The sequence below is a fragment of the Pseudomonas sp. TE3911 genome, from assembly GCF_054062775.1.
The window spans coordinates 2,868,658-2,890,872 of sequence record NZ_JBSSFP010000001.1 but is presented as its reverse complement, the minus strand read 5'-3'; the positions used below and the strand labels follow the sequence as shown (position 1 = coordinate 2,890,872).

Genomic DNA, 22,215 nt, shown 5'->3' with positions numbered 1-22,215 from the left:
GATGCGCAAGCTGATACCTCATCTTGCCTGGGAGCTTCCTGATGTTCGCCAAACAGTATTCACACCGCTTACCCGCCGATTACGACATGAACGTGATTCGCCGACGTGCCACGCAGTTGGGGCCGTTGTGGGATCACGCTGAAGGGTTGCTGTTCAAGGCGTTTATCGCCCAGGAGACTGGCGGCAATGTGTATTCCTCGGTGTACCTGTGGGCCGACCCGTTGCAGGCCGCTGACTTTTTGCTGGGGGAGCGTTTCCAGAAAGTGCTCGACAGCTTCGGTCGTCCGCATATCGAGAGTTGGCTGCCGCTGGATGTACAACGTGGCCCGGCGCAGAACGCGCTGAGTCTGTATCGGGAGGAACGGCCGCTGGCGCCTGGCGTGGACCGCGCGGGCATCTTGGCCGATGAGAAACGACGGAATCAGCAGTTGGCGGATAGCAATGACACGTTCGCGGTGTTCCTCGCGCTGGACGTACAAGCGTGGCGCTTGGTGCGGTTTACGCTGTCGGCCAAAACGTTGGATGCCGAGCACCCAGGCACGGGCTACCAGGTGCTCTATCTGGCACAAGGCGTTGCGCCCCAGTGATAACTGCGCCAGTCTTGGTGGCCTTAATCCTTGTCGTTGAAACAATCCGTGATCCAGGCCACCCGTTTGACACTCATCTGCCATGCCGCCACGCCTCTGCAAAAGCGCGGGCGTTTTCCGGACGACGAGGCGGTGGCGATGGATTGGCATGGCGCGGCGCTGTCCCTCGCCGGGCGTTATAAGAAACCCCGGCGTTTGTTGTGCGGGCCGGAAGTGCGTACACGGCAGACAGCCGGCTTGTTCGGCGATGACGCAGGAATCGAAGACGCCCTGCGTGACGCGGATTTCGGCCAGTGGAAAGGCCAGGCCATCAGCCAACTGAATGGCGATCAGTTAAACACCTGGCTCACTGACAGCACGTGCGCACCCCATGGCGGCGAGTCGGTGGATGACGTTTGCACACGTGTCGCGCAGTGGATGAAATCCCTCGAAACCCAACCCGGCCATGTGGTCGCCATTACGCACCCCTTTGTGATCCGCGCCGCACTGCTGTACGTCATGCAGTTCCCGCTGTCGATGTTCTACCTCATCGACGTCGAAGCGTTGTCGGCCACTGAACTTCGCTTCAACAAGGTCTGGCGCTTGCGCCTGGAAACTCACGCCCAGGCGCGTGAACATGGCAAAATCCACGCCCCGCAATGAGAGCAACCCATGAAACGCATCCTGATCATCGGCATTGGCGCCGGCAACCCTGACTACATCACGATGCAGGCCGTGAAGGCGCTGAACCGCACCGACGTGTTTTTCCTGATGGACAAGGGCCAGAGCAAAGACAAGTTGATCGACCTGCGCCGCGAGATTTGCGAGACCTACATCACCGAGCCCGGCTACCGCTTTGTCGAGGCCGATTGCCCCGAGCGTGTACGCGGTGAGATCGACTACACCACCGCGGTGCAGGACCTCAACCGTGACAAGCAGGCCACCTTCGAGCGCATGATCAATGAGGAAATGGCCGACGGCGAAGTGGGCGCTTTCCTGGCGTGGGGCGATCCTGCGCTGTACGACAGCACCATTCGCATCTTGCAGGCGATCCTGGCCACTGGCCGGTGCACGTTCGAGTTTGAAGTGATCCCCGGCATCACCAGTGTGCAGGCCTTGGCGGCCCAGCATAAGGTGGCGCTGAACCGTATCGGCAAGTCCGTCGAAATCACCACGGGACGCAGGCTGGCGGCGGGGCAGGCCAGCGATGCCGACACCCTGGTGGTCATGCTCGACGCGGAAGATTCCTACCGCACGGTGGCGGATCAGGGCCTCGATATTTACTGGGGCGCCTACCTGGGCACGCCTGATGAAATCCTCATCAGCGGCAAAGTCAGCGAAGTGGCTGAAGAGATTGAGCGGGTGCGCAAGGCGGCGCGCCTTGAGAATGGCTGGATCATGGACACCTATTTATTGCGCAAACCCTGAGGTCATTTCCCATGCTCAAACTGTTTGCCCTGGCGCTGACCCTGATGGCTGGCGTTGCTCACGCCGATTCCGAGTTGCACACCGATTTGCCGCTGGCGTACCTGGAACAGACCCAAAGCGATGCGCGCAACGAGCCGCTGGTGATTTTCCTGCACGGGTTCGGCAGTAATGAGGAGGACCTGTTCGGGATCAAGGACGCGCTGCCGTCCACCTGGACCTACCTATCGGCCCGCGCGCCGATGCCGGTGGAGCCCAATGGCTTCCGCTGGTTTACCAAGACGCCGGGGGACGGCGATTACGATGGGGTGACGGCCGATTTGCAGAGCAGCGCTGCGCTGATCAGGGACTTTGTCGGCAAAGCCACCGTCAAGTATCACACCCAGCCTGACCGGGTGTTTTTGGTAGGTTTCAGCCAGGGCGCGATCATGACGTATGAGGTGGCTTTACGTGACCCGCAGTTGGTGCGCGGCATCGCGGCACTGAGTGGCAGCCTGCTGCCGGTGCTCAAGGCTGAGCTCAAGCCGGACGAACGTCTGGGCAAACTGGCGATCTTTATCGGTCATGGCACCCTGGACCAGGCGCTGCCGTATGCGTCGGCGACGCGGGCGAATGAGGTGTTGGTGGGGCTGGGGTTGAAGCCGGAGTTTCATGGCTATCCGGGGATGAACCACACCGTCAGTGAGACGGAAGTGCAGGACCTGAAGGCCTGGCTGGAAACGAATTTGAAGTGAGTGCGTTGAACAAAAGTGGGAGGGGGCGAGCCCCTTCCACTTTTGATTGGCGTCGTCAGGACTGCTGGTTACTTGCCGCCAGTGATTTGTTTCACCAGTTCAGCATGTCCTTTTGCATCATCGGCCCGTGAAATCGCCTGGATCACCAGCAGGTGATTGCCTGAACCGCCGAGGAATGTGGAGTTCAAGGTTTTACCGCCGCCTTGGGTGGCGGTGCTGTCCACTTGGCGCAGTCCTAGGCCCTTGAAGGTCAGTTTTTTCTCACTTTGCTTTTTGAAGTCGGGCAGGGCGGCGCTCTGGTCCTTGACGAAGCCGGCCACGGCGCCGTCGAGGAATTGTGGGTCGTTGTCCTTGATGCTAACCCCGTCGTTACGCACGGTTTCGGCGACGATCACTACACTTTTCGTGGTCTTGTTGGCGTACATCGTGCCTTGGGTGTCGGCAGTGCCATCTTCAGCCTTACCCGACGGCAGGGTGTCGGCGGTGTAGGCCTTGGGCAGGCTGAAGGTGAACTTGCCGCCCAAGGTGGAGATGGTTTGCACGGTCGGCTTGGCAGCGGCGAATACGCTGCCGGCGGTAAGCGCGAGGGCCAGCAGGGCGGCGGTCTTGGTGAAAGTGGCCATGAAGCGCTCCAGGGATGAACGAAATTGCGCCGTATTCTGTCAGAAAATTCGCAAGATCGTTCATCGCTAGCCTCACACCTTGTCGGACTCTTCCTCAAGTCTGTCCATCTCAAACAGCCGCGCCAGTTCCGTACGGGCTTCCTGGGCGGTCTGCATCACTTTGGCTGCGTCGTCGTACACCGCGTGCTGGGCAGCGAGTACTTGCAGGTCGTGGTTCTTGAACCGGTTGATGCGCGCATCAGCTTGGGCTTGGGTCAACCCCAGGCCTACCAGGGTGCGGCGGCTCATTTCCAGGCTGGAGTAGAACGTCTCGCGAACGGGCGAGGCGTCCAGGTCCACCAGGCGGTGCACATGCTGGCGGTTACGTGCGCGGGCGATGATTTTCATGTGCGGGTAGAGGGTGCGCACCAGCTCGGCGGTCTTGATGTTGATCTCCGGGTCGTCCATGGCGATCACAAAGAACTCGGCCTGGTCGACCTTGGCCGCGTGCAGGATCTCGGGGCGCTGCGGGTCGCCGTAGAACACCGGCATGCCGCCGAAACTGCGGGTCAGTTCGATGGTTTCCACCGAGGTGTCGAGGGCGATGAACGAGATGTTCTGGGCGCGCAGGATCCGCGCCACAATCTGGCCCATACGGCCCATGCCGGCGATGACCACACGCGGCGCATCGCTTTCGATGGCGCGGTACTCCTCGGGCACTTCCACCGGCTTGACCTTGGGCTTGAACAGCTTCGGGCACACCAGCAACAGCAGCGGCGTCACGGCCATGGACAGGGTGATGGTCAGCACCAGGATGTCGTAGAGATGGGGTTCGAACAGGCCCTGGTCGCGGCCGATCTTGAACACCACGAAGGCGAATTCACCGCCGGCAGCCAGTACCACGCCCAGGCGCAGGGCGCTTTCGCGATTGAGGTCGCCCACCATCCGGCCCACGGCGTACAGCAGCGGTAGCTTGAGACCGATCAACAGCAGGGTCAGGCCGATCACTACCAGGGGCGAGCTGAGCAACAGGCTGAGGTTGGCGCCCATGCCCACGCTGATAAAGAACAGTCCCAGCAACAGGCCCTTGAACGGTTCGATCTGGGATTCCAGTTCGTGGCGGTATTCCGAATCCGCCAGCAGCAGGCCGGCGAGGAAGGCGCCGAGGGCCATGGACACGCCCACCAGTTCCATCAGCCAGGCTGTGCCGATCACTACCAGCAGCGCGGTGGCAGTGGACACTTCGCGCAGGCCAGTCTTGGCGACGATGCGAAACACTGGCCGCAGCAGGTAGCGCCCGCCAATGATCACCACAGCGATGCTGCCGAGGATCTGCAGGACGTGTTGCACGCCCTGGGCTTCGGTGGTCGGGTGGTCGCTGCCGGCCAGCAGCGGCACCATGGCGATCAGCGGGATCGCCGCGATGTCCTGGAACAGCAGGATGGCAAACGCCAGCCGGCCGTGGGGCTGGTTGAGCTCCTTGCGCTCGGCCAGGCTTTGCAGGCCAAACGCGGTGGACGACAGCGCCAGGCCCAGGCCCAGCACGATGGCGCTGTTCCAGGCCTGGCCAAATACCCAGAGCGCCACTGCGGCCATGACCAGCCCGGTCAACAGCACCTGGGCGAGGCCGACACCAAACACCGCCTTGCGCATCACCCACAGTCGCTTGGGCGACAGTTCCAGACCAATGATGAACAGCAGCAACACCACTCCCAGCTCCGAAAACTGCGCCACGCTTTGCGGGTTGCCTATCAGGCCCAGCACCGATGGACCAATGATCACACCAGCAAACAGATAGCCCAACACCGCGCCCAATTGCAGGCGCTTGGCCAGGGGCACGGTCAGCACGGCCGCGAGCAGGAACACCACGGCTGCTTGTAACAGGTTGCCTTCATGGGGCATTGCGAACTCCAGGATCTTCAAAACCAGTCATCAGGCGTGTATTAGAGCGCTTTTTACATTTTGAAAATTGTGTTTTTGCTGCGTATCAGGCCGATGTGTCGCGGTTTTTAACGGGCAATGCGCTTCTTGCTGAGGTTTCGCAAGGATAGTCCGGCAGGCGCGAGTGTCGATGGCCGGCGGCACAAGCCCACCGCCAACCCGACGATGATGATTGCAATCGAAATCAGGTTCGGCGTGGAAACGTGCTCACCGATGATCAACATCGAACTGCTGATCCCGAATACGGGAATCAGCAACGACAGCGGCGCCACTGTGGACACGGGGTACAGTTTTAGCAGCGAGTTCCAGCCCCAGTAGGCAAAGTGTGTGGCCAGGTACACCTGGAACAGGATGGACAGTATCGCTGCCAGGTCGAGGCTGGCGTTCAAGCCTTCGAACGGGCTACTGCCGTGCATCCACCAGGCAATGAGGAACAGTGGAATCGGCGGAAACAGGCTGGCCCATACCATGAACGAGAAGATCTCCTTGACCCCGGACTTCTTGATGATGACGTTGCCCACGCTCCAGGCCAGCGCACTCAATACGATCAACATCACCCCAAGGACGGCGTGGTTGCCTTCCTGAGTGGAAATGATGCCCGCCAGGCCGCTGAGCGCCAGCAAGGCGCCGACGATCTGCGCCTTGCGGATGTTCTCCTTGAACAGTAAAAAACCCCAGCCCATGGTGAAGAACACGCTGAGTTGAATGATCAATGAAGCAATACCAGGGCTCACACCGATTTGGATCCCGTAGTTGATTACGCCCCACATGCCCATCCCGAAGATAAAACCGTAGGCGGCTACGTAGCTGAACTTGACGGCGGGGCGCTTGATGAAGAACACCAGGGGCAGGGCTGCCAAGGCAAAGCGGATGCCGGTAAGCACAAAGGGATCGATCGAGCGCAAGCCTAATTGGGTGATGGGGAAATTCACTCCCCACACCAGGGTGACGAGCACGGCTAGCGCCAAGTGTTTTTTCAGCATGGAATGTTCCCTAGGTCATGACGCTTCTTTAAGGGCGTTGATGTTAGGGGCAGTTCGATTGGCCCGCTTGCTATGTCAGGTCAACTTTTGACAAGATCGGGCCATGATTCCAGCCTTTGATTTTTCCAGCCCTGACGCCGTGGTGACGCTACGCGAATACCCCAATGGCACCGTTTTCGAGCGGCACACGCACGCGCGTGGGCAGTTCGCCTATGCCTCCACCGGTGCGTTGAAAATGTTCACCGACCTCGGCAATTGGGTGGTGCCGCCGCAGCGGGCGATTTGGGTGCCCGGTGGTGTGCCCCATGAAATGCAGATGCGCGGGGAGGTGGTGATGCTCAATACCTACCTGAACGCCGATGCCGTCCTGCGCGCGGGGTTGCAAGCGCGCTGTCAGGTGTTTGAAGTGTCGCCCTTGCTCAGGCATTTGCTGGAGGCGGCGCTGGCTATCGATCCCTCGATGCCACTTAATGTGAGGCATCGCTGCGTGCTGACGCTGTTGATTGATGAAATCGGAGCCATGCCTGAGGTGCCCCTCAGCGCGCCATTGCCTGGCGAACCACGGCTGGCGCGGGCCTGTCAGCGTTTCCTGGAGGCGCCCACGCAAAAAATCACCCTCGACGAGATGGCTGAGTGGTCGAACATGAGTCGACGCACGTTCACCCGCCATTTCCAGGAAAGCACGGGGATGACGTTTGTGTCCTGGCGTCAGCAGGTGTGCCTGCTGGAAGCCACTGCGCGGCTAAGCCATGGCGCTTCCATCACCGAGGTGGCGCTCGGGTTGGGTTTCAGCAGTTCCAGTGCGTTCACGTCGGTGTTCCGGCGCAACCTGGGGGATTCTCCGGCGCGCTACCTGGCGAACTCAAAGGCTGGCGCGCAGTTCTGAGGCTTTTGCTGCTGCCACGTCGGTCAGGATTCACCTCCCTTGGGCCTTGCCTTTGTTACTATCGCCCACCCTTGTCACCCGGAGTTACCGCCCAATGCAACACCAGTGGGATGAAATGCACCGCACCCGCAAGCCCACATTCCTACTGTGTGGCGAGCCTCAGGGTGACGTGCTCAATCTCTATGTTCACGGTTATTCGGCGTTTTTCAACCGGCAACAGCTGGGCAATTTCAAGGCGCAGTTGGCGGGCATCGAAGGCTCCACCAACCTGATGCTGTTCTGGCCCGCGGGGCACTTCCTGGAAAACCTGTTTGCGCCTTTCAAGGACGTGATCGGCGCGATGCTCGGCGGCGGCAGTGTCGGCGCAGCGACCGTCGGCGTGGGCAAGGCGATTGCCTATTTCCTCGACCACTACAAAAGCGTCGAGGCGCGGGTGGACGAAGTGGCCAAGAGTTTGCTGCCGGAGCTGGCGGATTACCTGCACGGTGAGTCGCTGAACGCGCGGCGTATCAACCTGATCGGCCATTCCCTGGGCGCGCGGATTCTGGTCAAGAGCCTCCTGGCCAGCCCTGAAACCGCGCGGGAACTGCCGTTGGACAATCTACTGCTGATGGGCGGGGCGATCTGCACGTCGAGCCCGTGGGATGAGGTGTCGGCGCCACTCAAGGGCCGGCTGATCAACTGCCACTCCAGCAAGGATTGGGCGTTGGCCATTAAGCCGGACACCGAGCGCTGCATTGGTCGTTATGCAATTGAGGTGACGCCGGCACTCAAGGCCAAGATCACCAATGTGCACTTGGCTACCTTCGATCACGCCGCCTATTGGCCGCAATTGCAGACGGTGGTGCAGTACACCGACCTGTTGCACGAGCGACGCGGCATGATCCGCTCCGACCAGCGCAGCAGCGAGGTGCGCTTTGCCGAGGAGGATGTGGAACTGTTCCCAGCCTTGGTGCAGGCGCGGCCGGAGGAGTTGAAATTCCTCGCCGAACTGATGGCGCAAAAGCGCAGTGCATCGATTGATGCCAAGGTGCGCGAGCCGCTCAAACTGGCCATCGAGTTACAGCGCATGGGCGGCGATAGCTTTATGAACCTGGCTCGTGGGCATGGCGTAAGTTATCGCCAGATCGCCGAAGACGTGGCGCAGCGCCTGGGGATCAAGTTTGACGAGTCGCTTGAAACGGTTGCGCTGGCAGAGATCGAAACCCAGGTCGCGCAAAAGCTGATCGAGCAGTACAAGGACAAGCTCAGTAATGCCGACCGGCAGGTATTCGACGCCGAGCTCAAGGCGGCCGCGCAAAAAGAGCAGGGCCTGTTCAAGCGTTTCGATGTTGGGCGCTCGGCCACCACGGCTTTGAGCGGCACGGCGCTGGCGGGGCTGACCGGGTTTATCCTGCGTCGTGGGGCGGCCTCAGCGATTCCGGTGGTGGGGCAGGCACTGGCGGCCGCGATGCTGCTGGTGAGTGGTGTTCGGGCGTTTTCCGGTCCGGCGTATTCGATTACGACCCTGGCGGTGTTGGTGATCGGTGTGATTCGCCAGCGCATGGAGCGTGAGGCGCTGAACCAGGAGATGGACCTCGTGGTGCAGGTGGTGGAAGCGTTTGACCTGCCACGGGACACGGTGATGCGCACGGTCGCGTCCGACTGATAAGCTGCGCGCTGTCGAGTGTGTTTGCCTGGGATACCGCGTGAAATTCAGCCTGCCGAAAATTGCTACCGCCCCGTTCTGCCCGCCGGAAGTGGCGGGCTCTGTCGCCGTTGATCCCAAGGCGTCGTTCTTCAAGCGTGCCCTCATGTTTGCCGGCCCCGGCCTGCTGATCTCCATTGGCTACATGGACCCGGGCAACTGGGCTACGGCCATCGAGGCCGGTTCGCGCTACGGCTACAGCCTGCTGTTTGTGGTGCTGCTGGCCAGCCTGGCGGGGATGGCGGTGCAGTGCCTGTGCTCGCGACTCGGCATCGCCACCGGCAAAGACCTGGCGCAGCTATGCCGCGAGCGCTACAGCAAGCGCTCCGCCCGCACCCAATGGGCGTTGGCGGAAATCTCCATCATTGCCACCGACCTGGCCGAAGTGCTCGGCTGCGCGCTGGCGTTTCACCTCCTGCTGGGCGTTTCCCTGACGACCGGTATTGTGATCACGGCCTTTGACACGCTGCTGATCCTTGCCCTGCAAAACCGAGGCTTTCGCCGCTTGGAAGCGATCATGCTGGCGTTGGTGGCGACCATCGGGGTGTGTTTCTTTATCGAGCTGGTGTTGATCAAACCGTATTGGCCGGACGTCTTCAGCGGCTTCACGCCGTCACTGTCGGCCATCAGCGATGCCGCGCCGCTGTACCTGGCCATCGGCATTCTGGGCGCTACGGTGATGCCCCATAACCTCTACCTGCACAGCTCAATCGTGCAGACTCGCCTGATCGGTAAAGACCTGGCCAGCAAACAGGACGCGGTCAAGCTGGCGCGCATCGACACCATCGGCTCCCTGGCTCTGGCCCTGCTGGTCAATGCCGCCATCCTGGTACTCGCCGCCGCCGCATTCCACAAGACCGGCCACACCGACGTGGTGGAAATCCAGGATGCTTACCACCTGCTCGATCCGTTGGTGGGTGGCGCCTTTGCCAGCATCCTGTTCGGCGTCGCCTTGCTGGCGTCCGGGCAAAGCTCGACGTTTACCGGCACCATCGCCGGACAAGTGATCATGGAAGGCTACCTGAACCTGCGCATTCCCTGCTGGCAGCGGCGCCTGATTACCCGGGGGCTGGCGCTGATCCCGGCGTTTCTCGGGGTGTGGCTGATGGGTGACGATGCCATCGGCAAATTGCTGATCCTGAGCCAGGTGGTGCTGAGCCTGCAGCTGCCGTTTGCGCTGTATCCGCTGATTCGCATGACTGGCGACAAGCAGCTGATGGGACCGTTTGTGAATAGCCTGCCCACCAGGGTGTTGGTGTGGTTTCTATTTGTGGTGATCAGTGGGGCGAATGCATGGTTGATTGGGCAATGGGTGTTTTGAGTCAGCGATCCCAATAAGGCACCGCCCCAAAACACTCCACAAAGTAATCAATCACGGTCCTCACCTTCAGCGACAAGCGCCGGCTCCCTGGCCACAACGCCGCAATTTGCTGCGGCTCCAGCGTGGTCGCCACTTCGTACTCCGTCAGCACCGCGTGCAACGTGCCGGCGCGCAAGCTTTCGCCGATCAACCAGGATGGAAACACCACCAGCCCCAGGCCTTGTTCGGCGGCGTGGGTGAGGGTGTCGGCGTGGTTGCCAGTGATCGGGCCTTTGACGCTGTAGGGCGTCCAGTCGCCCTGGTCGCGGCGGAAAAACCAGCGTTGTTGGCCGGTGATGCCCTTGTACGCCAGGCATTGGTGGTTGATCAGTTCATCGGGGTGCGAGGGCGTGCCGTGCTTCGCCAGGTAAGCAGGGCTGGCGGCGATGCGAAAGCGCTGGGGCGCGAAGATACGTGCCTGCATGCCGGAGTCGTTGAGCACGCCGATGCGAAATAGCAGGTCGGTGCCATCTTGCAGAGGGTCGACGTAGGTGTCGGTTTGCTGGATATCCAGTTGCAGCTTGGGGTAGCGGCGGCACAACTCGCCCAGCCAGGGTGAGAGGTGACGCTGGCCGAACACCATCGGCGCATTGATACGCACCAGGCCGCTGGGCTCGCTTTCCTGTTCCTGCAGGGCCTGGCCGGCGGCTTCCAGTTGTTCGAGCATCAGGCGCGCGTGCCGCCCTAGCAGGCGCCCAGCCTCGGTGGGGCTGACGGCGCGGGTGTGTCGATACAACAACTGTTGCCCCAGGGCCTGCTCCATTAATTGGATCTGCCGCGAGATCGAGGAGGGCGCCAGGCTTTCGCGGCGCGCCACTTCGGAGAAGCTGCCGTGGTCCAGCACTGCGACGAACAGGCGCAGCGCCTTGAAACTCAACTCGTTCAAACCTTGCATCATGGCTCCAAGCTGTGCGTTTTGCGCAAAGGTGTTGTTGGCATGCTCCCATTTATCGCACAGGACGGCCACTGGATAATGCGCGCCATTAATCCATTTGTTGATGCGCAGGTGATGTATGCAGGCCAGTTCTATCGAGGGTGTGGCGAACGCCACGCCGAAAAAAAACCTTCTGCGGTTGCTGTTGTTGCCGCTGGTGATCCTCGCCGGTATGGGCTTGTCGGTGGAGGCCGGTTTGCTCGGCCCATTGGGCGTGCAGGTGGGGCACCTGTGGGCGACGTTGAGCATCTTCGGCTTGGGCTCGGCGATTCTGTATTTGCTGCTGCTGTTCAGCGGTCCGCAAAAAGGCCCGGCGCTCACGGACTTGCCGCGCTGGCAGCTGATCGGCGGTTTTCTGGGGCCGATGTACGTGGTGGTACTGACCCTGGCCACGCCGCACATCGGTATTGCGATGACCATGATCGCGATTCTGTCAGGACAGGTGGGCAAGAGCGTTCTGATCGACCATTTCGGCTGGTTCGGCACGACGCGCAAGCGAGTCAATGGAGAGCGCTGGATCGCGCTGGCGTTGATTGTGGTGGCACTTGTTCTGATCGCACGAGGGTAAGACGATGAATCTGATTCTGTTGTTGGTACTGGTCATCGCGGCCGGTGCGGTATTGAGTGTGCAGGCGGCGATCAACGGTCGCCTGGGCCAGACGGTGGGTGTGTTGCGCAGCAGTTTGCTGACCTTTGCCGTAGGCGCGCTCACCACCGCGCTGTTGATTTTCTTCTTTGAACCGGCACAGGCGTTGAGCCTCTTGGACGTGCCTAAATGGCAGCTGACCGGCGCGCTTTTCGGCGTGGTGTACATGATGGTGATGGTCGGTGCGGTGCCGGTGGTCGGCACGGCGGTGGCCACTGTGGCGGTGATCACCGGGCAGTTGGGCATGGGCATGCTGATCGATAACTTCGGCTGGCTGGGCAATCCTGCCATCGAATTGTCGGGCGGTCGCATGCTGGCGATGGTGTGCCTGGCGCTGGCGCTGGTGTTCATGTATCGCAGCAATACGCGCACCGACTGATGGTTTGAACGATCTGCGTGAGCCGGCAGTCATTGCTTAAGGTGCCGGCGCTCGCCGTACCGAGACGACCATGATGAAGGAGTCTGACCATGCCAGATCAAACCTGTGCCTGCCCACACTGCAAATGTGTATTGGGTGTCGAAGCGGTGATGAAAGACGGTAAGGGCTATTGCTGCCAGGGCTGTGCCGAGCACCATGCCCATGGTGAACCCTGCGCTGCGGCTACGGGCTGCGAGTGTGCCAAGTCGGCCAACGGTTGAATGCGGTGGGAGCGGTCAAAACCGTTCCCACATTTGATCTATCTGTTAGCTGCTATTGGGTTTCCAACTCCAGCCGGAGGCTATGGTCAGACAGGCGCTGCCGACCTCTGACCACCCCGCTGGTCCGCCGTCCCTCCAGGGCAAACACCACCGTTTTCGCTGCATGCAGATCATCCGGGAGCGGCTGAAACACCTTCAGTACGAGTCTGTCGGGTTTGCGCTGCACGCTCACTTGGCATTCCACATGCCTGGCCAGTGGGCCAAACAGGGTGTCCTGGGTGTAATCAATCCGAGCCTTGCCATTGACCTGGCCACATACATTCATGGGTATCTCTCCTTGATCAAGCCTGGGCGCGCGCGTCCGAGCGGCGCCATTGCACGTTGGTGATGCCGAATTTCTCGGCCTGAACCTGGCTGGTCTTCTTGACCTGCTCCCGGGCGAAACGGCCAATACGACCGACGCCGGCATCGCAGCTTGCCCAATGCCAAGCTTCGGCGGCATCGAGTTTTTCCAGGCGGATAATGAATGACTTGGCCTCGCCATGGAGGGTGTAATCGATCACAAACAGTTTTGCGTTATTCATCGGCCCATCAACCCTGGTGGTGTAAGCAAGTGATCGTCACGAACGCCAAAAATTCACTCGGATTGTCGGGCGGTGGTCATTACCATGGTGGCTCATCCTAGACTGACGTACGTCCCATGGCCCTGGCCGCGCCACCTGACCTCAGTGATCACGCTGTCCCCGTGCAACCTCTGGCGCGTACTTACCCGCGTGGGTGGTATGTGGAACCCCACAGGCACGAGTGGGGCCAATTGCTTTACGCCATGAGCGGCGTGATGTGGGTCGAGACCCCACGCGAAGCCCTGGTGGTGCCGCCACAGCGCGCGGTATGGCTGCCGCCGGGTGTCGAGCACGGGATTCGCGTAGTGTCGGATTTGCAGATGCGCAATATCTACCTGCGTCCTGCCTTGGCGGCGACGCTGGACAGCCAGGTGCAGGTGATTGAGGTCGGTGGGTTGCTGCGCGAGTTGATCGTCACGCTGGTGGAGGAGGGCGATAGCGGCGACGGTGCGTATTACGACGCGGTGGTCGGCCTGGCCCTGCTGGAGTTGCAGCGGGCGCGTCGCTCCCGGATCCGCATCGCCATGCCGGTTGAAGCCGACCGTCGACTGATCAGCGCGTGCCAGGCGGTCATGGCTGCGCCTTCCCTGGTGATCCCCTTCGAGCAGCATGCCGAGGTGGCCGGTGCCAGCGTGCGTACCCTGGCGCGGCTGTTCCAGAACCACCTGGGCATGGGGTTCGCCGAATGGCGCCGGCAAGTGCAACTCGCCACGGCGGTGGCGGAGTTGATCCAGGGTCAGTCGGTCAGCGGGATTGCGCGGTCCCTGGGTTATTCGCCGAGCAGCTTCAGCGACATGTTCCGCCGCGAACTCGGTGTGGCCCCTTCGCACTACACCGGCTGAGGTTTGGCCGAAATCGCTGAAGCAGTTGGCCGATGCCAGCGGGAGGGGCTCCCTACACTGAGCCCACCAACCCACACGGCGCTGCCCCCATGAATTACTTGATTTCCCTCGCCATTGGCCTGTTTGTCGGCTTGATTTATGGTGCGCTGGATTTTCGCTCACCCGCGCCGCCGGCCATCGCGCTTGTCGGCCTGATGGGCATGTTGATCGGCGAAAAACTGTGGCCCATGGGGCGACAGTTGGTCAGTGCCTGGTTGTCCTGAAGTCTTTTTCTTTTCGATGGATGTACTGCCCATGAAAGCCCTGCAATTTTCCGCCACTGGCGATCTCAATACCCTCAGCTTTATCGACGTTCCCACTCCGGTGCCGGGCGCTGATGAAGTGTTGGTAAAAATCCAGGCTGCGGGCCTCAACCCCAGCGATGTAAAGAACGTGCTCGGTCGCTTCCCTTACACCACGCTGCCACGCATTCCTGGTCGCGATTTTGCTGGCGTGGTGGTTGAAGGCCCGCAGGCATTGGTTGGCCGGGAAGTCTGGGGCACCGGCCGCGATCTTGGTTTTTTTGCCGATGGCTCCCACGCTCAATACCTCACGGTGTCTGCCAAGGGCGTGGCCCATAAGCCTACGCATTTGAGCTTTGCCCAGGCGGCGAGCCTGGGTGTGCCGTACACCACCGCTTGGGATGCGCTGGAGCGCAGCGGTGTGGGCAAAGGCACGCGGTTGATGGTGATCGGCGCCAACGGTGCCGTGGGGAGTGCGGCGTTGGCCCTGGCGAAAATCCGTGGCGCCCGGGTGCTGGCGGCGGTGCGCAGGGTTGAGCAGGTCGAGGTTTTGCAGGCGCAAGGTTTCGAGGCGATTAGCCTCGCTAAACCGCAGGACTTGGGTTCGCAAGTGAATGCCGTGTTCGCAGGCGGCGCCGACGTAATCTTCGACACCACCGGTTTCTGGCTGCCTGCCGCCGTGGCGGGTCTGGCGGCTTTTGGCCGTATCGCCATCATTGCTGCGCCCGTGGACGGTCATGTGCAATTGCCGGCTCTGGCGCTGTACCGCAAGGGAGGTTCGGTGGTGGGGATCAATTCATTGCTCTACAGCTGCGAGCAGTGCGCGGTGATGCTGGAGCAGTTCGGGCGCTTTTTTGATGAGGGCCTGCTGCCGCTGCCGGTCGGCCTGCGCGAAGTGGCGCTGGCCGAAGGGACGCAGTGCTACGAAGACGTGAACCAGGGCAGTGCAGACAAAATTATCTTCCTGCCCTGATACGGTCCCGTAGGCGCCGGCTTACCGGCGATTGGCCCTAAGCACGCCATCGCCGGCACAGGGATCGTCACGCGTCGGGAACACCTTTTTCCCAGGCTGACCAGTTGTTGAGGATTGCCTGCACCAGCGGATTGCCCGTGCGATACAGGTTTTCCAGCGCCGGCACGAACCCGCCCTGGTCCGCATAGTTGAGCAGGTTATCCACCTCGCTGTAGCCAGGGTAAGGCCGGTCGAAGTCGGAACCTGCTCGCACCACGGCCAGGCGCTGAATATCCACCAAACCCTCGCGACTGGCGCGCAGCAGGGCCTCATAGGTGGAGTTGTCTTCCTGCTGGGTGGTGCAGTATTCGCCTTTGTTATCCGTGAGCAGCTTGGTCCAGACCTCGGCGCGTTCGCTCAGGCGCGTGCCGGAGAACCACGTGTTGCCCGCCAGGGTGTCGCAGCGGGTGACTTGCGGCGGCTGGTTGGCCGGGGCGGCGGGGTAGTGCTTGCGCCAGGCCGTCGACTCTTTGCTTTCCGTCAGCTCGACTTTCTGCGACAGGGCAAACGCCTTGGCTTGCAGCTTGGGGTTGAGCTCAAACACTTCGGTCTTGTAGTCCAGCGGCGGTTTTTCGTTGGGGCCTTTGGTGTTGATGCCGATGTAGCCGGTCGGCCAGTCCTTGGGCGCATCGCGCGAATCCAGTTCCCACTGCGTACCAAACTCCACCAGGTAATGCGCCCAGGCAGCGGTGCCGATGGTGCCGTGCTTGGGGCTGATGCCGGCGATCCCGGCGATCAGGAAGTAGCTCTGGCGCAGGTCGAACTTGGGCGACAACGCCAGGGCCAGGGTGGAGGCGGCAGCGTTGGTCTGGCCCATGCCGGTGACGAGCAGGCAAACGTCCTGGGTGTTGCAGCGGATCACCGGGTATTCGGCGGACAGGCCCGGCACGCGCACTTCTTGCTTGAGTTGCAGGCGGTCGATCCAGGTTTGTGCCTCGGGCGCGAACATGGTGATCAGCATCACTTTGGGTTTGATCGGTGCCGGGGTATCTGCCAGCACCAGGTGCGGCAACAGGGCCATGCCGATGGCCATCGATAGACGGGTAAACGTGTTCATCTCACATGCTCCTTGATCAGAATTGGTAGCCGACACCGGCGTAGTAGCCCCAGCCATCGGAGCGGGCGCGGAAGTTGCCTTCGCCGAAATTCAACTCGCTGCCATCTTCCCAGTTGCCGCCGTTATGGAAGTAGCGCCCGACCAGCGTGAAGCGCAGGTGGGTGAACGAGTACAGCAGCACGTTGGTCGCCACCATTGAATTGGCGGTGCGCGCCGGGTTGTCCTTGTGCAGGTTGGAGCCGAAATCGTAGTTGGTGAAGCCGATGTAGGTCAGCGAAGCGCCGTTGTCGAACTTGCCGATGGGCACGATGTACTTCATCTGGGCGCGATAACCGTCCCAGGAATACTCATTGCTGGCACCGTAGTTTTCCCACTGGTAGCGCCCATAGAAGTTAGCCGACAGGTTGACCCGCGAGTGGGTGTCGATGTCGGTGCCCAGGCCGCTGTACAGGGTGTTGGCGCGGTTTTCCTTGTTGCTGCCGTGGTCGTAGATCCAGTCGAACGCCACGTACCATTCCTGGAACGGCCCGATGGCCAGGCTGCGACCGGCCAGGTAGTCGATGGAGATGCGCGGCTCATGCTCCATGAACACCGGCGAGCCGTGGTCCCATGCGCCTTTGTCGTTGCTGTTGCCAATGCCGAGGATCTTCGGCACGTCGATGTAGCCATACAGCTCGAAGGGCCCTTTGCGGCCGAAGTACTCGTATTCCAGGTAAATGTCATCGGACGGCTTGGGGCCGAAGCTGATGTCTTTGCTGCCGATCAGCGTCAGGTCCTGGTTGAACCATTGCGACAGGTAAGGGCCTTTATTCGATTGTGTGGCTTCAGGGCTGAGGGTTTCGCCCTGTGCTGAGTCATTGGCAGGTGTTTCCTGCGCCAAAATGGGTGTGCTGAGTACTCCCGTAACGGCGGCCAGTAGCAAGGAAACACCAAAGCAGGCGCGAGGCCTTGAGGTGAGGTGCATTGAAAGTCCCTATTCGTACGCGGTTTGAACCCGATTGCTCAGGTAAGGGGGAACTTGGCGGTCAAGTTCGTACCGCAAACGTTTGCACAGGCTGTACCAACTTTGCCCAATGGCTTGAATGGCCTAGGAAAAAGACAAATTAGTCGGCCTTTTGATCAGAAATGACTGGGTGTCATTTTTTCAATGGGATTGAACAGATGCATCGCGGTGTCGCGGCGATATTCGCTCGGCGTCTGGTTCATCTCGATGCGAAAGTGCCGGTTGAAATTGGACAGGTTGGCGTAGCCCACTTCAAAGCAGATATCCGCCACCGACCGCTCACTGTGCAGCAACAGCCGGCACGCGCGCTGCACGCGAAATTTGCGCATCAGGTCGATAAAACCGTGGCCGGTGTTGCGTTTGAAGAACCGCGAGAATCCCGGTTCGCTCATCTCCAGTTGCTGAGCGATGACCGACAGGCGCACGTCGCCAGTGAGTTCGCGCATCAGGTAGTCGAAGGCCTTGTTGATGCGTTCAGCGCTGCGGGCATCCAGCGTGGGCGCGTAGCAGGGGCTGGCCAGTGCCTTGACCTGGATGGGCGGCGCGTTTTTCAAGGTGTCGAGCAATTGCAGGAACAGGATCAGCCGTTGCAGGCCATGGGCGCTACCGATGGCTTCCAGCAGGTGCGCAGCCTTTGCGGCGCTGTCACCGGTGAACTCCAGGCCGCGCCGGGCCTGTTCGAACAGCGGCTGCAAATCCCCGAGTTCCGGCAGGGTATTGCGCAGGGCGAGCAGGGCGGCGCCATCGAATTGCAGCACCACATCGCGCCCGCTCAAGTGTTCGCCGGGGGCCAGTTCGCCTATCCAGTCGTGGGGCAGGTCCGGGCCGATCAATGCGACATGGCCGGCGCTGAATGCACCGATATAGTCGCCCGCCACCAGCTTGCCGGTGCCTTGGCGGATCAGGTGGATTTCAAATTCGGGATGGTGGTTCCAGCGCGCCAGATCATAGGGGTAATCGTGTTCGAACCAACGAAAGCAGTGGTCGGGTTCGGGCAAGATCACTTCGAGTTCGGCGGGGCGGTGCTCGAACAGTTCGGCGCGGCTGACGGGCATGGTGCTGCCTCTTGTGCGTTGGATTACACCAAAATACGCGGGTTTGCACGGGGCAGGCTACCCCCGCTTTCGCCCGGCACTGATACTTTTTTGATCCTGAGTGTGCGGTTAAAAAAGTATCAGCCGCGCATTCGCCAGGCGTTTGTGAGGGCTTGGCCAAGCTGCTGTAATCGGTGCTCAACAACAAAAACAACAGGTGGAAACCGCCATGTTAACGCTTCCAAAAGCACTGTTACTGCTGTCCGGCCTGGCTATGGCTATACCCGGCCATGCGGCCGACACCGTGACCATCGCCACGGTCAACAACAGCGACATGATCCGCATGCAGCGCCTGTCCAAGGTGTTCGAAGAGCAGCACCCTGGCATCAAACTTAACTGGGTAGTGCTTGAAGAAAACGTTCTGCGCCAACGCCTCACCACCGATATCGCCACCCAGGGCGGGCAGTTCGATGTGCTGACCATCGGCACCTACGAAACCCCGTTGTGGGGCGCCAAACAATGGCTGGAACCGTTGACCGAGCTGCCGGCCGATTACGACGCCGACGATATCTTCCCCTCAGTGCGCCAGGGCCTGTCGGTCAATAACACTCTCTACGCCTTGCCGTTCTACGGCGAAAGCACCGTCACCTACTACCGCACTGACCTGTTCAAGAGCGCCGGCCTGAGCATGCCCGCGCATCCCACCTGGACCCAACTCGGCGAGTTCGCCGCCAAACTCACCGCCAAGGACAAGGGTCAGTACGGCATGTGCCTGCGGGGCAAGGCCGGCTGGGGGGAGAACATCGCGCTGTTGAGTACCATGGCCAACGCCTTTGGTGCGCGCTGGTTCGACGAACAATGGAAGCCCGAGCTGACCAGCCCCGAATGGACCGCCGCCGCCAACTTCTACGTCAATACCCTCAAGCAATACGGCCCGCCAGGCGTGTCGAGCAACGGGTTCAACGAGACCTTGGCGCTGTTCAACAGTGGTAAGTGCGCGATCTGGGTCGACGCCAGCGTCGCCGGTTCCTTCACCACCGATACCAGCCAGAGCAAGGTTGCCGACAGCGTCGGTTTCGCTGCCGCGCCTACTGAGGTGACCGACAAAGGTTCATCCTGGCTCTACGCCTGGTCCCTGGCGATCCCGGCCACTTCCAAGCACAAGGACGCCGCCAAGGCCTTTATCACCTGGGCCACTTCCAAGGACTACATCCAACTGGTCGCCGATAAAGAGGGCATCACCAACGTACCGCCGGGCACGCGCCAATCCACTTACAACGAGGCTTACCTCAAGGCCGCGCCGTTTGCCCAGGTGACGCTGGAGATGATGAAACACGCCGACCCCGCCCATCCTTCAGCCAAACCGGTGCCGTACGTGGGCATCCAATACGTGACCATCCCCGAGTTCCAGGCCATCGGCACCTCGGTCGGCAAGCTGTTTTCAGCGGCGCTTACCGGTGGCATGACGGTTGACCAGGCCTTGTTGCAGGCGCAGTCCACTACCGAGCGCGAAATGAAACGCGCCGGCTATCCCAAGTAACCTTGACGGACAACACCCATGAAACGACTGGAAGGTAAAAGCGCGCTGATCACTGGATCGGCGCGCGGGATTGGCCGCGCGTTTGCCCTGGCCTACATCAATGAAGGCGCGACGGTTGCCATTGCCGACATCAACCTGCAACGCGCCCAGCAAACTGCCGCCGAGCTGGGTCCTCAGGCCTACGCGGTCGCGATGGATGTCACTGACCAAGCCTCCATCGATGGCGCGATTGCCGCCGTGGTGGCTCATGTCGGGAAGTTGGATATCCTGGTCAACAACGCAGCGCTGTTCGACCTGGCGCCCATCGTCGACATCACCCGCGATAGCTTCGAGCGGCTGTTCGCGATCAATGTCGCCGGCACGCTGTTCACCTTGCAGGCCGCGGCCCGGCAAATGATCCGCCAGGGCCACGGCGGCAAAATCATCAACATGGCCAGCCAGGCCGGGCGGCGCGGTGAGGCGTTGGTGGCGGTGTACTGCGCGACCAAGGCAGCGGTGATCAGCCTTACGCAATCGGCGGGGTTGAACCTGATCAAGCAAGGGATCAACGTCAACGCCATTGCCCCCGGTGTGGTGGATGGAGAGCATTGGGACGGGGTAGATGCGCTGTTCGCCAAGCATGAAGGGCTGGCGCCTGGCGAGAAGAAGCGGCGGGTGGGGGCAGAGGTGCCGTTTGGGCGGATGGGTACGGCTGAAGACCTCACCGGAATGGCAATCTTCCTGGCGTCGAAGGAGGCTGATTATGTGGTGGCCCAGACCTACAACGTCGACGGCGGCAATTGGATGAGCTAAAGCCATACCCCAATCAAAACTGGGGGAGGGGGCTTGCTCCCGATAGCGGAGGATCAGTCACTTTATTTGCGGACTGTCACACTGCTATCGGGAGCAAGCCCCCTCCCACATTTGAACCTCATCGCGCTTGAAAAGGGTGCTTAGTCGGCAAAACTGCGATCAAAGAAGTAAACCGCCCCAGGCTTCAAGTTCTCCACCGTCGCCTGAGGCCTGCCTCCCTCGCCATGCTTCTTGCGCCCCGTCTCGCGCAAATATCCCGCCTCCGTCAGCTTCAACAAGCGCTGGCGAATACTGGTCTTGAGCACCGGCCGCTCCAGCACCAGGGAAAAGATCGTGGTCGCCTCCGGCGCGCTGAACTCATTGCCCAGGAACATCAGCGGCAAGCTGCTGTACAGCGACTTGGAGAACAACCGCTCCTGCACGGCCGCGACGATGCTGTTGTGATCGAACGGCAACTTGATGCTGCCGTCCGCCACCGCCCTCAACCCAAACCAGCCTTGATGCTCCCCCAGTTGCACCTCATCCGCGACGATCGCCAAGTAGTACGTTGATGACGACCAGCAACGCGGGTCGCGAAACGCATCGCCCACCGTGCCCACTTGCTCGCTCCAGGCCAGCTCCAGACCGACCTTGTCGCTGGTTCGCAAGCGTTCCACCGCATCCTGGAGGCTCAGATCTTGCACGCCGCCATTCACCACCACGCCCGGCAACGCCCAATGCCCGGCGAAGGGCTCGGCGTCGCGCTTGTTCAGCAACAGTTTCAGTTCCCCAGTTGCGCGGCAGTAAAAAAGTACGCAGAGGTCGACGGTGTGGAGGTAGGCGCTAAGTGGCATATGAAATCCTTCTGAACGGCGAAGAGGGCTCAGTCTAACGGATCGAAAAGATATGTCATGTGCTTGAAGGCGAATAGATAAATAAATGTTTCTTGCAATGAAAGTACATGACGTGTACTTTTGTTTCCAGGCCACAGGAGAACAGCCATGACCCTTGCGAAAACTGCCCTTGCTTCTTTCGATGTCGATCCTCAGAAGAGCTTCACGCCGCTGTGCCCCAACGAATTGCCTGTGGCCGGTGGTGACCAGATCGGTGCCGAACTCAACTACATGGCCAGCCTCGCCGGCTATCGCGTCGGCAGCAAGGACGCCCACACCCCGCAAGCACCCTGGGTGGTCGCGCAGCCCAGCGAGATGCTGCAACCCACCGGCCTGACCCACGCCGACCTCACATGGGTCAGCCACTGCGTACCGGGCACTGAAGGTTTCACGTTGCTCGACGAACTGCCCACGCCCTATGACTACGACTACTTCATCTGGAAAGGCGTCGAGCCCGACCTGCACCCCTACGGTGCTTGCTACCACGACCTGCACGACAAGCTGTCCACCGGAGTCATCGAGTACCTCAAGGCTCAAGGTGTCACCCGTGTGATCGTTGGCGGTCTGGCCCTGGACTACTGTGTCAAAACCACCGCACTGCAATTGCTCAAGGCCGGCCTGGAAGTCGTGCTGCACCTGCCGGCGTGCCGCGGTATCAGCGAGGAGGGCGGCGTACAGGCTGTCAACGAGTTGCTCAAGGCTGGTGCTGGCATCAGCCGCACCCGCGAAGAACTGGCCGCGATGGCCACGCGTTAA

Annotated in this window: 26 protein-coding genes; 16 read left to right on the top strand and 10 right to left on the bottom strand. The window is 60.9% G+C overall.

Annotated features, from left to right (window positions below; translation table 11 throughout):
- The first annotated feature begins 41 nt into the window (after positions 1-41).
- The 4 genes from ACVWXD_RS12965 to ACVWXD_RS12950 are packed head-to-tail and all read left to right on the top strand — an operon-like array spanning position 42 to position 2,725.
- On the top strand, positions 42-587 hold the full coding sequence (locus tag ACVWXD_RS12965) for a DUF4865 family protein (protein ID WP_032885386.1): 546 nt from the start codon (positions 42-44) through the stop codon (positions 585-587).
- A gap of 51 nt (positions 588-638) precedes the next feature.
- Positions 639-1,229, top strand: coding sequence for a histidine phosphatase family protein (locus ACVWXD_RS12960; protein WP_032885417.1), 591 nt, complete (start codon positions 639-641; stop codon positions 1,227-1,229).
- A 9-nt stretch (positions 1,230-1,238) separates the two neighbouring features.
- Complete coding sequence (gene cobF / locus ACVWXD_RS12955; RefSeq protein WP_181640165.1) at positions 1,239-1,994, top strand: precorrin-6A synthase (deacetylating); 756 nt, start codon at positions 1,239-1,241, stop codon at positions 1,992-1,994.
- Between the two features lie 11 nt (positions 1,995-2,005).
- Complete coding sequence (locus ACVWXD_RS12950) at positions 2,006-2,725, top strand: alpha/beta fold hydrolase (RefSeq protein ID WP_122763651.1); 720 nt, start codon at positions 2,006-2,008, stop codon at positions 2,723-2,725.
- Between the two features lie 68 nt (positions 2,726-2,793).
- On the opposite strand, the gene ACVWXD_RS12945 is transcribed toward ACVWXD_RS12950, so the two are convergent.
- The 3 genes from ACVWXD_RS12945 to ACVWXD_RS12935 all read right to left on the bottom strand — a co-directional run bounded on the left by ACVWXD_RS12945 (position 2,794) and on the right by ACVWXD_RS12935 (position 6,251).
- Positions 2,794-3,348 carry a DcrB/PsbP domain-containing protein gene (locus ACVWXD_RS12945; protein WP_032885383.1) on the bottom strand — a complete coding sequence of 185 codons (555 nt, stop codon included), beginning with the start codon at positions 3,346-3,348 and terminating at the stop codon, positions 2,794-2,796.
- Positions 3,349-3,420: 72 nt separating this feature from the next.
- Complete coding sequence (locus tag ACVWXD_RS12940) at positions 3,421-5,229, bottom strand: monovalent cation:proton antiporter-2 (CPA2) family protein (protein WP_032885382.1); 1,809 nt, start codon at positions 5,227-5,229, stop codon at positions 3,421-3,423.
- Between the two features lie 107 nt (positions 5,230-5,336).
- Complete coding sequence (locus ACVWXD_RS12935) at positions 5,337-6,251, bottom strand: EamA family transporter (RefSeq protein WP_457371099.1); 915 nt, start codon at positions 6,249-6,251, stop codon at positions 5,337-5,339.
- A gap of 103 nt (positions 6,252-6,354) precedes the next feature.
- Between ACVWXD_RS12935 and ACVWXD_RS12930 the strand changes: the two genes are divergently transcribed.
- The 3 genes from ACVWXD_RS12930 to ACVWXD_RS12920 all read left to right on the top strand — a co-directional run bounded on the left by ACVWXD_RS12930 (position 6,355) and on the right by ACVWXD_RS12920 (position 10,145).
- Positions 6,355-7,137, top strand: coding sequence for an AraC family transcriptional regulator (locus ACVWXD_RS12930; protein WP_032885362.1), 783 nt, complete (start codon positions 6,355-6,357; stop codon positions 7,135-7,137).
- A gap of 94 nt (positions 7,138-7,231) precedes the next feature.
- The gene (locus ACVWXD_RS12925) at positions 7,232-8,785 is read left to right on the top strand and encodes a DUF726 domain-containing protein (RefSeq protein WP_457371098.1); all 1,554 of its coding nucleotides are present in this window, start codon (positions 7,232-7,234) and stop codon (positions 8,783-8,785) included.
- Positions 8,786-8,825: 40 nt separating this feature from the next.
- Positions 8,826-10,145 carry an Nramp family divalent metal transporter gene (locus ACVWXD_RS12920; RefSeq protein WP_032885360.1) on the top strand — a complete coding sequence of 440 codons (1,320 nt, stop codon included), beginning with the start codon at positions 8,826-8,828 and terminating at the stop codon, positions 10,143-10,145.
- Between the two features lies 1 nt (position 10,146).
- Here the strand turns inward: ACVWXD_RS12920 and ACVWXD_RS12915 are convergent, their stop codons facing one another.
- Positions 10,147-11,079: a LysR family transcriptional regulator gene (locus ACVWXD_RS12915; protein ID WP_095186030.1), complete on the bottom strand. Its 933-nt coding sequence runs from the start codon at positions 11,077-11,079 to the stop codon at positions 10,147-10,149.
- A 118-nt stretch (positions 11,080-11,197) separates the two neighbouring features.
- On the opposite strand from ACVWXD_RS12915, the gene ACVWXD_RS12910 reads away from it, so the two are divergent.
- The 3 genes from ACVWXD_RS12910 to ACVWXD_RS12900 all read left to right on the top strand — a co-directional run bounded on the left by ACVWXD_RS12910 (position 11,198) and on the right by ACVWXD_RS12900 (position 12,403).
- Positions 11,198-11,686: a DMT family transporter gene (locus ACVWXD_RS12910; protein WP_457371097.1), complete on the top strand. Its 489-nt coding sequence runs from the start codon at positions 11,198-11,200 to the stop codon at positions 11,684-11,686.
- Between the two features lie 4 nt (positions 11,687-11,690).
- A complete protein-coding gene (locus ACVWXD_RS12905) occupies positions 11,691-12,143 on the top strand; it encodes a DMT family transporter (RefSeq protein WP_032885358.1) in 453 nt (150 codons plus the stop codon).
- An 89-nt stretch (positions 12,144-12,232) separates the two neighbouring features.
- Positions 12,233-12,403 (top strand): metallothionein, encoded by a 171-nt coding sequence (locus ACVWXD_RS12900; protein ID WP_095185981.1) that lies wholly within the window; start codon positions 12,233-12,235, stop codon positions 12,401-12,403.
- A 52-nt stretch (positions 12,404-12,455) separates the two neighbouring features.
- Here ACVWXD_RS12900 and ACVWXD_RS12895 read toward each other — a convergent pair whose 3' ends face one another.
- Together ACVWXD_RS12895 and ACVWXD_RS12890 are read right to left on the bottom strand one after the other, a co-directional pair.
- Positions 12,456-12,728 carry a hypothetical protein gene (locus ACVWXD_RS12895; protein WP_032885357.1) on the bottom strand — a complete coding sequence of 91 codons (273 nt, stop codon included), beginning with the start codon at positions 12,726-12,728 and terminating at the stop codon, positions 12,456-12,458.
- Between the two features lie 16 nt (positions 12,729-12,744).
- Positions 12,745-12,987, bottom strand: a complete 243-nt coding sequence (locus ACVWXD_RS12890) for a DUF6555 family protein (RefSeq protein ID WP_032885356.1) — start codon at positions 12,985-12,987, stop codon at positions 12,745-12,747.
- 116 nt (positions 12,988-13,103) lie between these two features.
- On the opposite strand from ACVWXD_RS12890, the gene ACVWXD_RS12885 reads away from it, so the two are divergent.
- The 3 genes from ACVWXD_RS12885 (at position 13,104) to ACVWXD_RS12875 (ending at position 15,122) form a co-directional block, all read left to right on the top strand.
- Positions 13,104-13,868, top strand: coding sequence for an AraC family transcriptional regulator (locus tag ACVWXD_RS12885; RefSeq protein ID WP_095185980.1), 765 nt, complete (start codon positions 13,104-13,106; stop codon positions 13,866-13,868).
- A gap of 89 nt (positions 13,869-13,957) precedes the next feature.
- Entirely contained in the window at positions 13,958-14,131 is a 174-nt protein-coding gene (locus tag ACVWXD_RS12880) for a DUF1427 family protein (protein ID WP_457371096.1), read from the top strand.
- Positions 14,132-14,162: 31 nt separating this feature from the next.
- Positions 14,163-15,122: a quinone oxidoreductase family protein gene (locus ACVWXD_RS12875; protein WP_457371095.1), complete on the top strand. Its 960-nt coding sequence runs from the start codon at positions 14,163-14,165 to the stop codon at positions 15,120-15,122.
- Between the two features lie 67 nt (positions 15,123-15,189).
- Here ACVWXD_RS12875 and ACVWXD_RS12870 read toward each other — a convergent pair whose 3' ends face one another.
- From ACVWXD_RS12870 to ACVWXD_RS12860, 3 genes are all read right to left on the bottom strand, one after another.
- Positions 15,190-16,218, bottom strand: a complete 1,029-nt coding sequence (locus tag ACVWXD_RS12870) for a purine-nucleoside phosphorylase (RefSeq protein WP_122681444.1) — start codon at positions 16,216-16,218, stop codon at positions 15,190-15,192.
- A 16-nt stretch (positions 16,219-16,234) separates the two neighbouring features.
- Complete coding sequence (locus ACVWXD_RS12865; protein ID WP_457371094.1) at positions 16,235-17,182, bottom strand: nucleoside-specific channel-forming protein Tsx; 948 nt, start codon at positions 17,180-17,182, stop codon at positions 16,235-16,237.
- 155 nt (positions 17,183-17,337) lie between these two features.
- Positions 17,338-18,276, bottom strand: coding sequence for an AraC family transcriptional regulator (locus tag ACVWXD_RS12860; RefSeq protein ID WP_095185977.1), 939 nt, complete (start codon positions 18,274-18,276; stop codon positions 17,338-17,340).
- Positions 18,277-18,529: 253 nt separating this feature from the next.
- Between ACVWXD_RS12860 and ACVWXD_RS12855 the strand changes: the two genes are divergently transcribed.
- Both ACVWXD_RS12855 and ACVWXD_RS12850 read left to right on the top strand, forming a co-directional pair.
- Positions 18,530-19,795 (top strand): ABC transporter substrate-binding protein, encoded by a 1,266-nt coding sequence (locus tag ACVWXD_RS12855; RefSeq protein WP_371854025.1) that lies wholly within the window; start codon positions 18,530-18,532, stop codon positions 19,793-19,795.
- Between the two features lie 18 nt (positions 19,796-19,813).
- Complete coding sequence (locus tag ACVWXD_RS12850; RefSeq protein WP_032885349.1) at positions 19,814-20,587, top strand: L-iditol 2-dehydrogenase; 774 nt, start codon at positions 19,814-19,816, stop codon at positions 20,585-20,587.
- 140 nt (positions 20,588-20,727) lie between these two features.
- Here the strand turns inward: ACVWXD_RS12850 and ACVWXD_RS12845 are convergent, their stop codons facing one another.
- Complete coding sequence (locus tag ACVWXD_RS12845; protein ID WP_099601598.1) at positions 20,728-21,420, bottom strand: NUDIX hydrolase; 693 nt, start codon at positions 21,418-21,420, stop codon at positions 20,728-20,730.
- A 147-nt stretch (positions 21,421-21,567) separates the two neighbouring features.
- Here ACVWXD_RS12845 and ACVWXD_RS12840 point away from each other — a divergent pair, with 147 nt between their 5' ends.
- Complete coding sequence (locus tag ACVWXD_RS12840; RefSeq protein ID WP_095185973.1) at positions 21,568-22,215, top strand: nicotinamidase; 648 nt, start codon at positions 21,568-21,570, stop codon at positions 22,213-22,215.

Coding starts and splice junctions, on each gene's coding strand:
- ACVWXD_RS12885 (WP_095185980.1), top strand. CDS start 13,104: ATGGCCCTGGCCGCGCCACCTGACCTCAGTGATCACGCTGTCCCCGTG.
- ACVWXD_RS12905 (WP_032885358.1), top strand. CDS start 11,691: ATGAATCTGATTCTGTTGTTGGTACTGGTCATCGCGGCCGGTGCGGTA.
- ACVWXD_RS12855 (WP_371854025.1), top strand. CDS start 18,530: ATGGCTATACCCGGCCATGCGGCCGACACCGTGACCATCGCCACGGTC.
- ACVWXD_RS12865 (WP_457371094.1), bottom strand. CDS start 17,182: ATGCACCTCACCTCAAGGCCTCGCGCCTGCTTTGGTGTTTCCTTGCTA.
- ACVWXD_RS12890 (WP_032885356.1), bottom strand. CDS start 12,987: ATGAATAACGCAAAACTGTTTGTGATCGATTACACCCTCCATGGCGAG.
- ACVWXD_RS12910 (WP_457371097.1), top strand. CDS start 11,198: ATGCAGGCCAGTTCTATCGAGGGTGTGGCGAACGCCACGCCGAAAAAA.
- ACVWXD_RS12850 (WP_032885349.1), top strand. CDS start 19,814: ATGAAACGACTGGAAGGTAAAAGCGCGCTGATCACTGGATCGGCGCGC.
- ACVWXD_RS12840 (WP_095185973.1), top strand. CDS start 21,568: ATGACCCTTGCGAAAACTGCCCTTGCTTCTTTCGATGTCGATCCTCAG.
- ACVWXD_RS12935 (WP_457371099.1), bottom strand. CDS start 6,251: ATGCTGAAAAAACACTTGGCGCTAGCCGTGCTCGTCACCCTGGTGTGG.
- ACVWXD_RS12945 (WP_032885383.1), bottom strand. CDS start 3,348: ATGGCCACTTTCACCAAGACCGCCGCCCTGCTGGCCCTCGCGCTTACC.
- ACVWXD_RS12925 (WP_457371098.1), top strand. CDS start 7,232: ATGCAACACCAGTGGGATGAAATGCACCGCACCCGCAAGCCCACATTC.
- ACVWXD_RS12950 (WP_122763651.1), top strand. CDS start 2,006: ATGCTCAAACTGTTTGCCCTGGCGCTGACCCTGATGGCTGGCGTTGCT.
- ACVWXD_RS12880 (WP_457371096.1), top strand. CDS start 13,958: ATGAATTACTTGATTTCCCTCGCCATTGGCCTGTTTGTCGGCTTGATT.
- ACVWXD_RS12930 (WP_032885362.1), top strand. CDS start 6,355: ATGATTCCAGCCTTTGATTTTTCCAGCCCTGACGCCGTGGTGACGCTA.
- ACVWXD_RS12915 (WP_095186030.1), bottom strand. CDS start 11,079: ATGCAAGGTTTGAACGAGTTGAGTTTCAAGGCGCTGCGCCTGTTCGTC.
- ACVWXD_RS12940 (WP_032885382.1), bottom strand. CDS start 5,229: ATGCCCCATGAAGGCAACCTGTTACAAGCAGCCGTGGTGTTCCTGCTC.
- ACVWXD_RS12845 (WP_099601598.1), bottom strand. CDS start 21,420: ATGCCACTTAGCGCCTACCTCCACACCGTCGACCTCTGCGTACTTTTT.
- ACVWXD_RS12870 (WP_122681444.1), bottom strand. CDS start 16,218: ATGAACACGTTTACCCGTCTATCGATGGCCATCGGCATGGCCCTGTTG.
- ACVWXD_RS12860 (WP_095185977.1), bottom strand. CDS start 18,276: ATGCCCGTCAGCCGCGCCGAACTGTTCGAGCACCGCCCCGCCGAACTC.
- ACVWXD_RS12965 (WP_032885386.1), top strand. CDS start 42: ATGTTCGCCAAACAGTATTCACACCGCTTACCCGCCGATTACGACATG.
- ACVWXD_RS12895 (WP_032885357.1), bottom strand. CDS start 12,728: ATGAATGTATGTGGCCAGGTCAATGGCAAGGCTCGGATTGATTACACC.
- ACVWXD_RS12875 (WP_457371095.1), top strand. CDS start 14,163: ATGAAAGCCCTGCAATTTTCCGCCACTGGCGATCTCAATACCCTCAGC.
- ACVWXD_RS12900 (WP_095185981.1), top strand. CDS start 12,233: ATGCCAGATCAAACCTGTGCCTGCCCACACTGCAAATGTGTATTGGGT.
- cobF (WP_181640165.1), top strand. CDS start 1,239: ATGAAACGCATCCTGATCATCGGCATTGGCGCCGGCAACCCTGACTAC.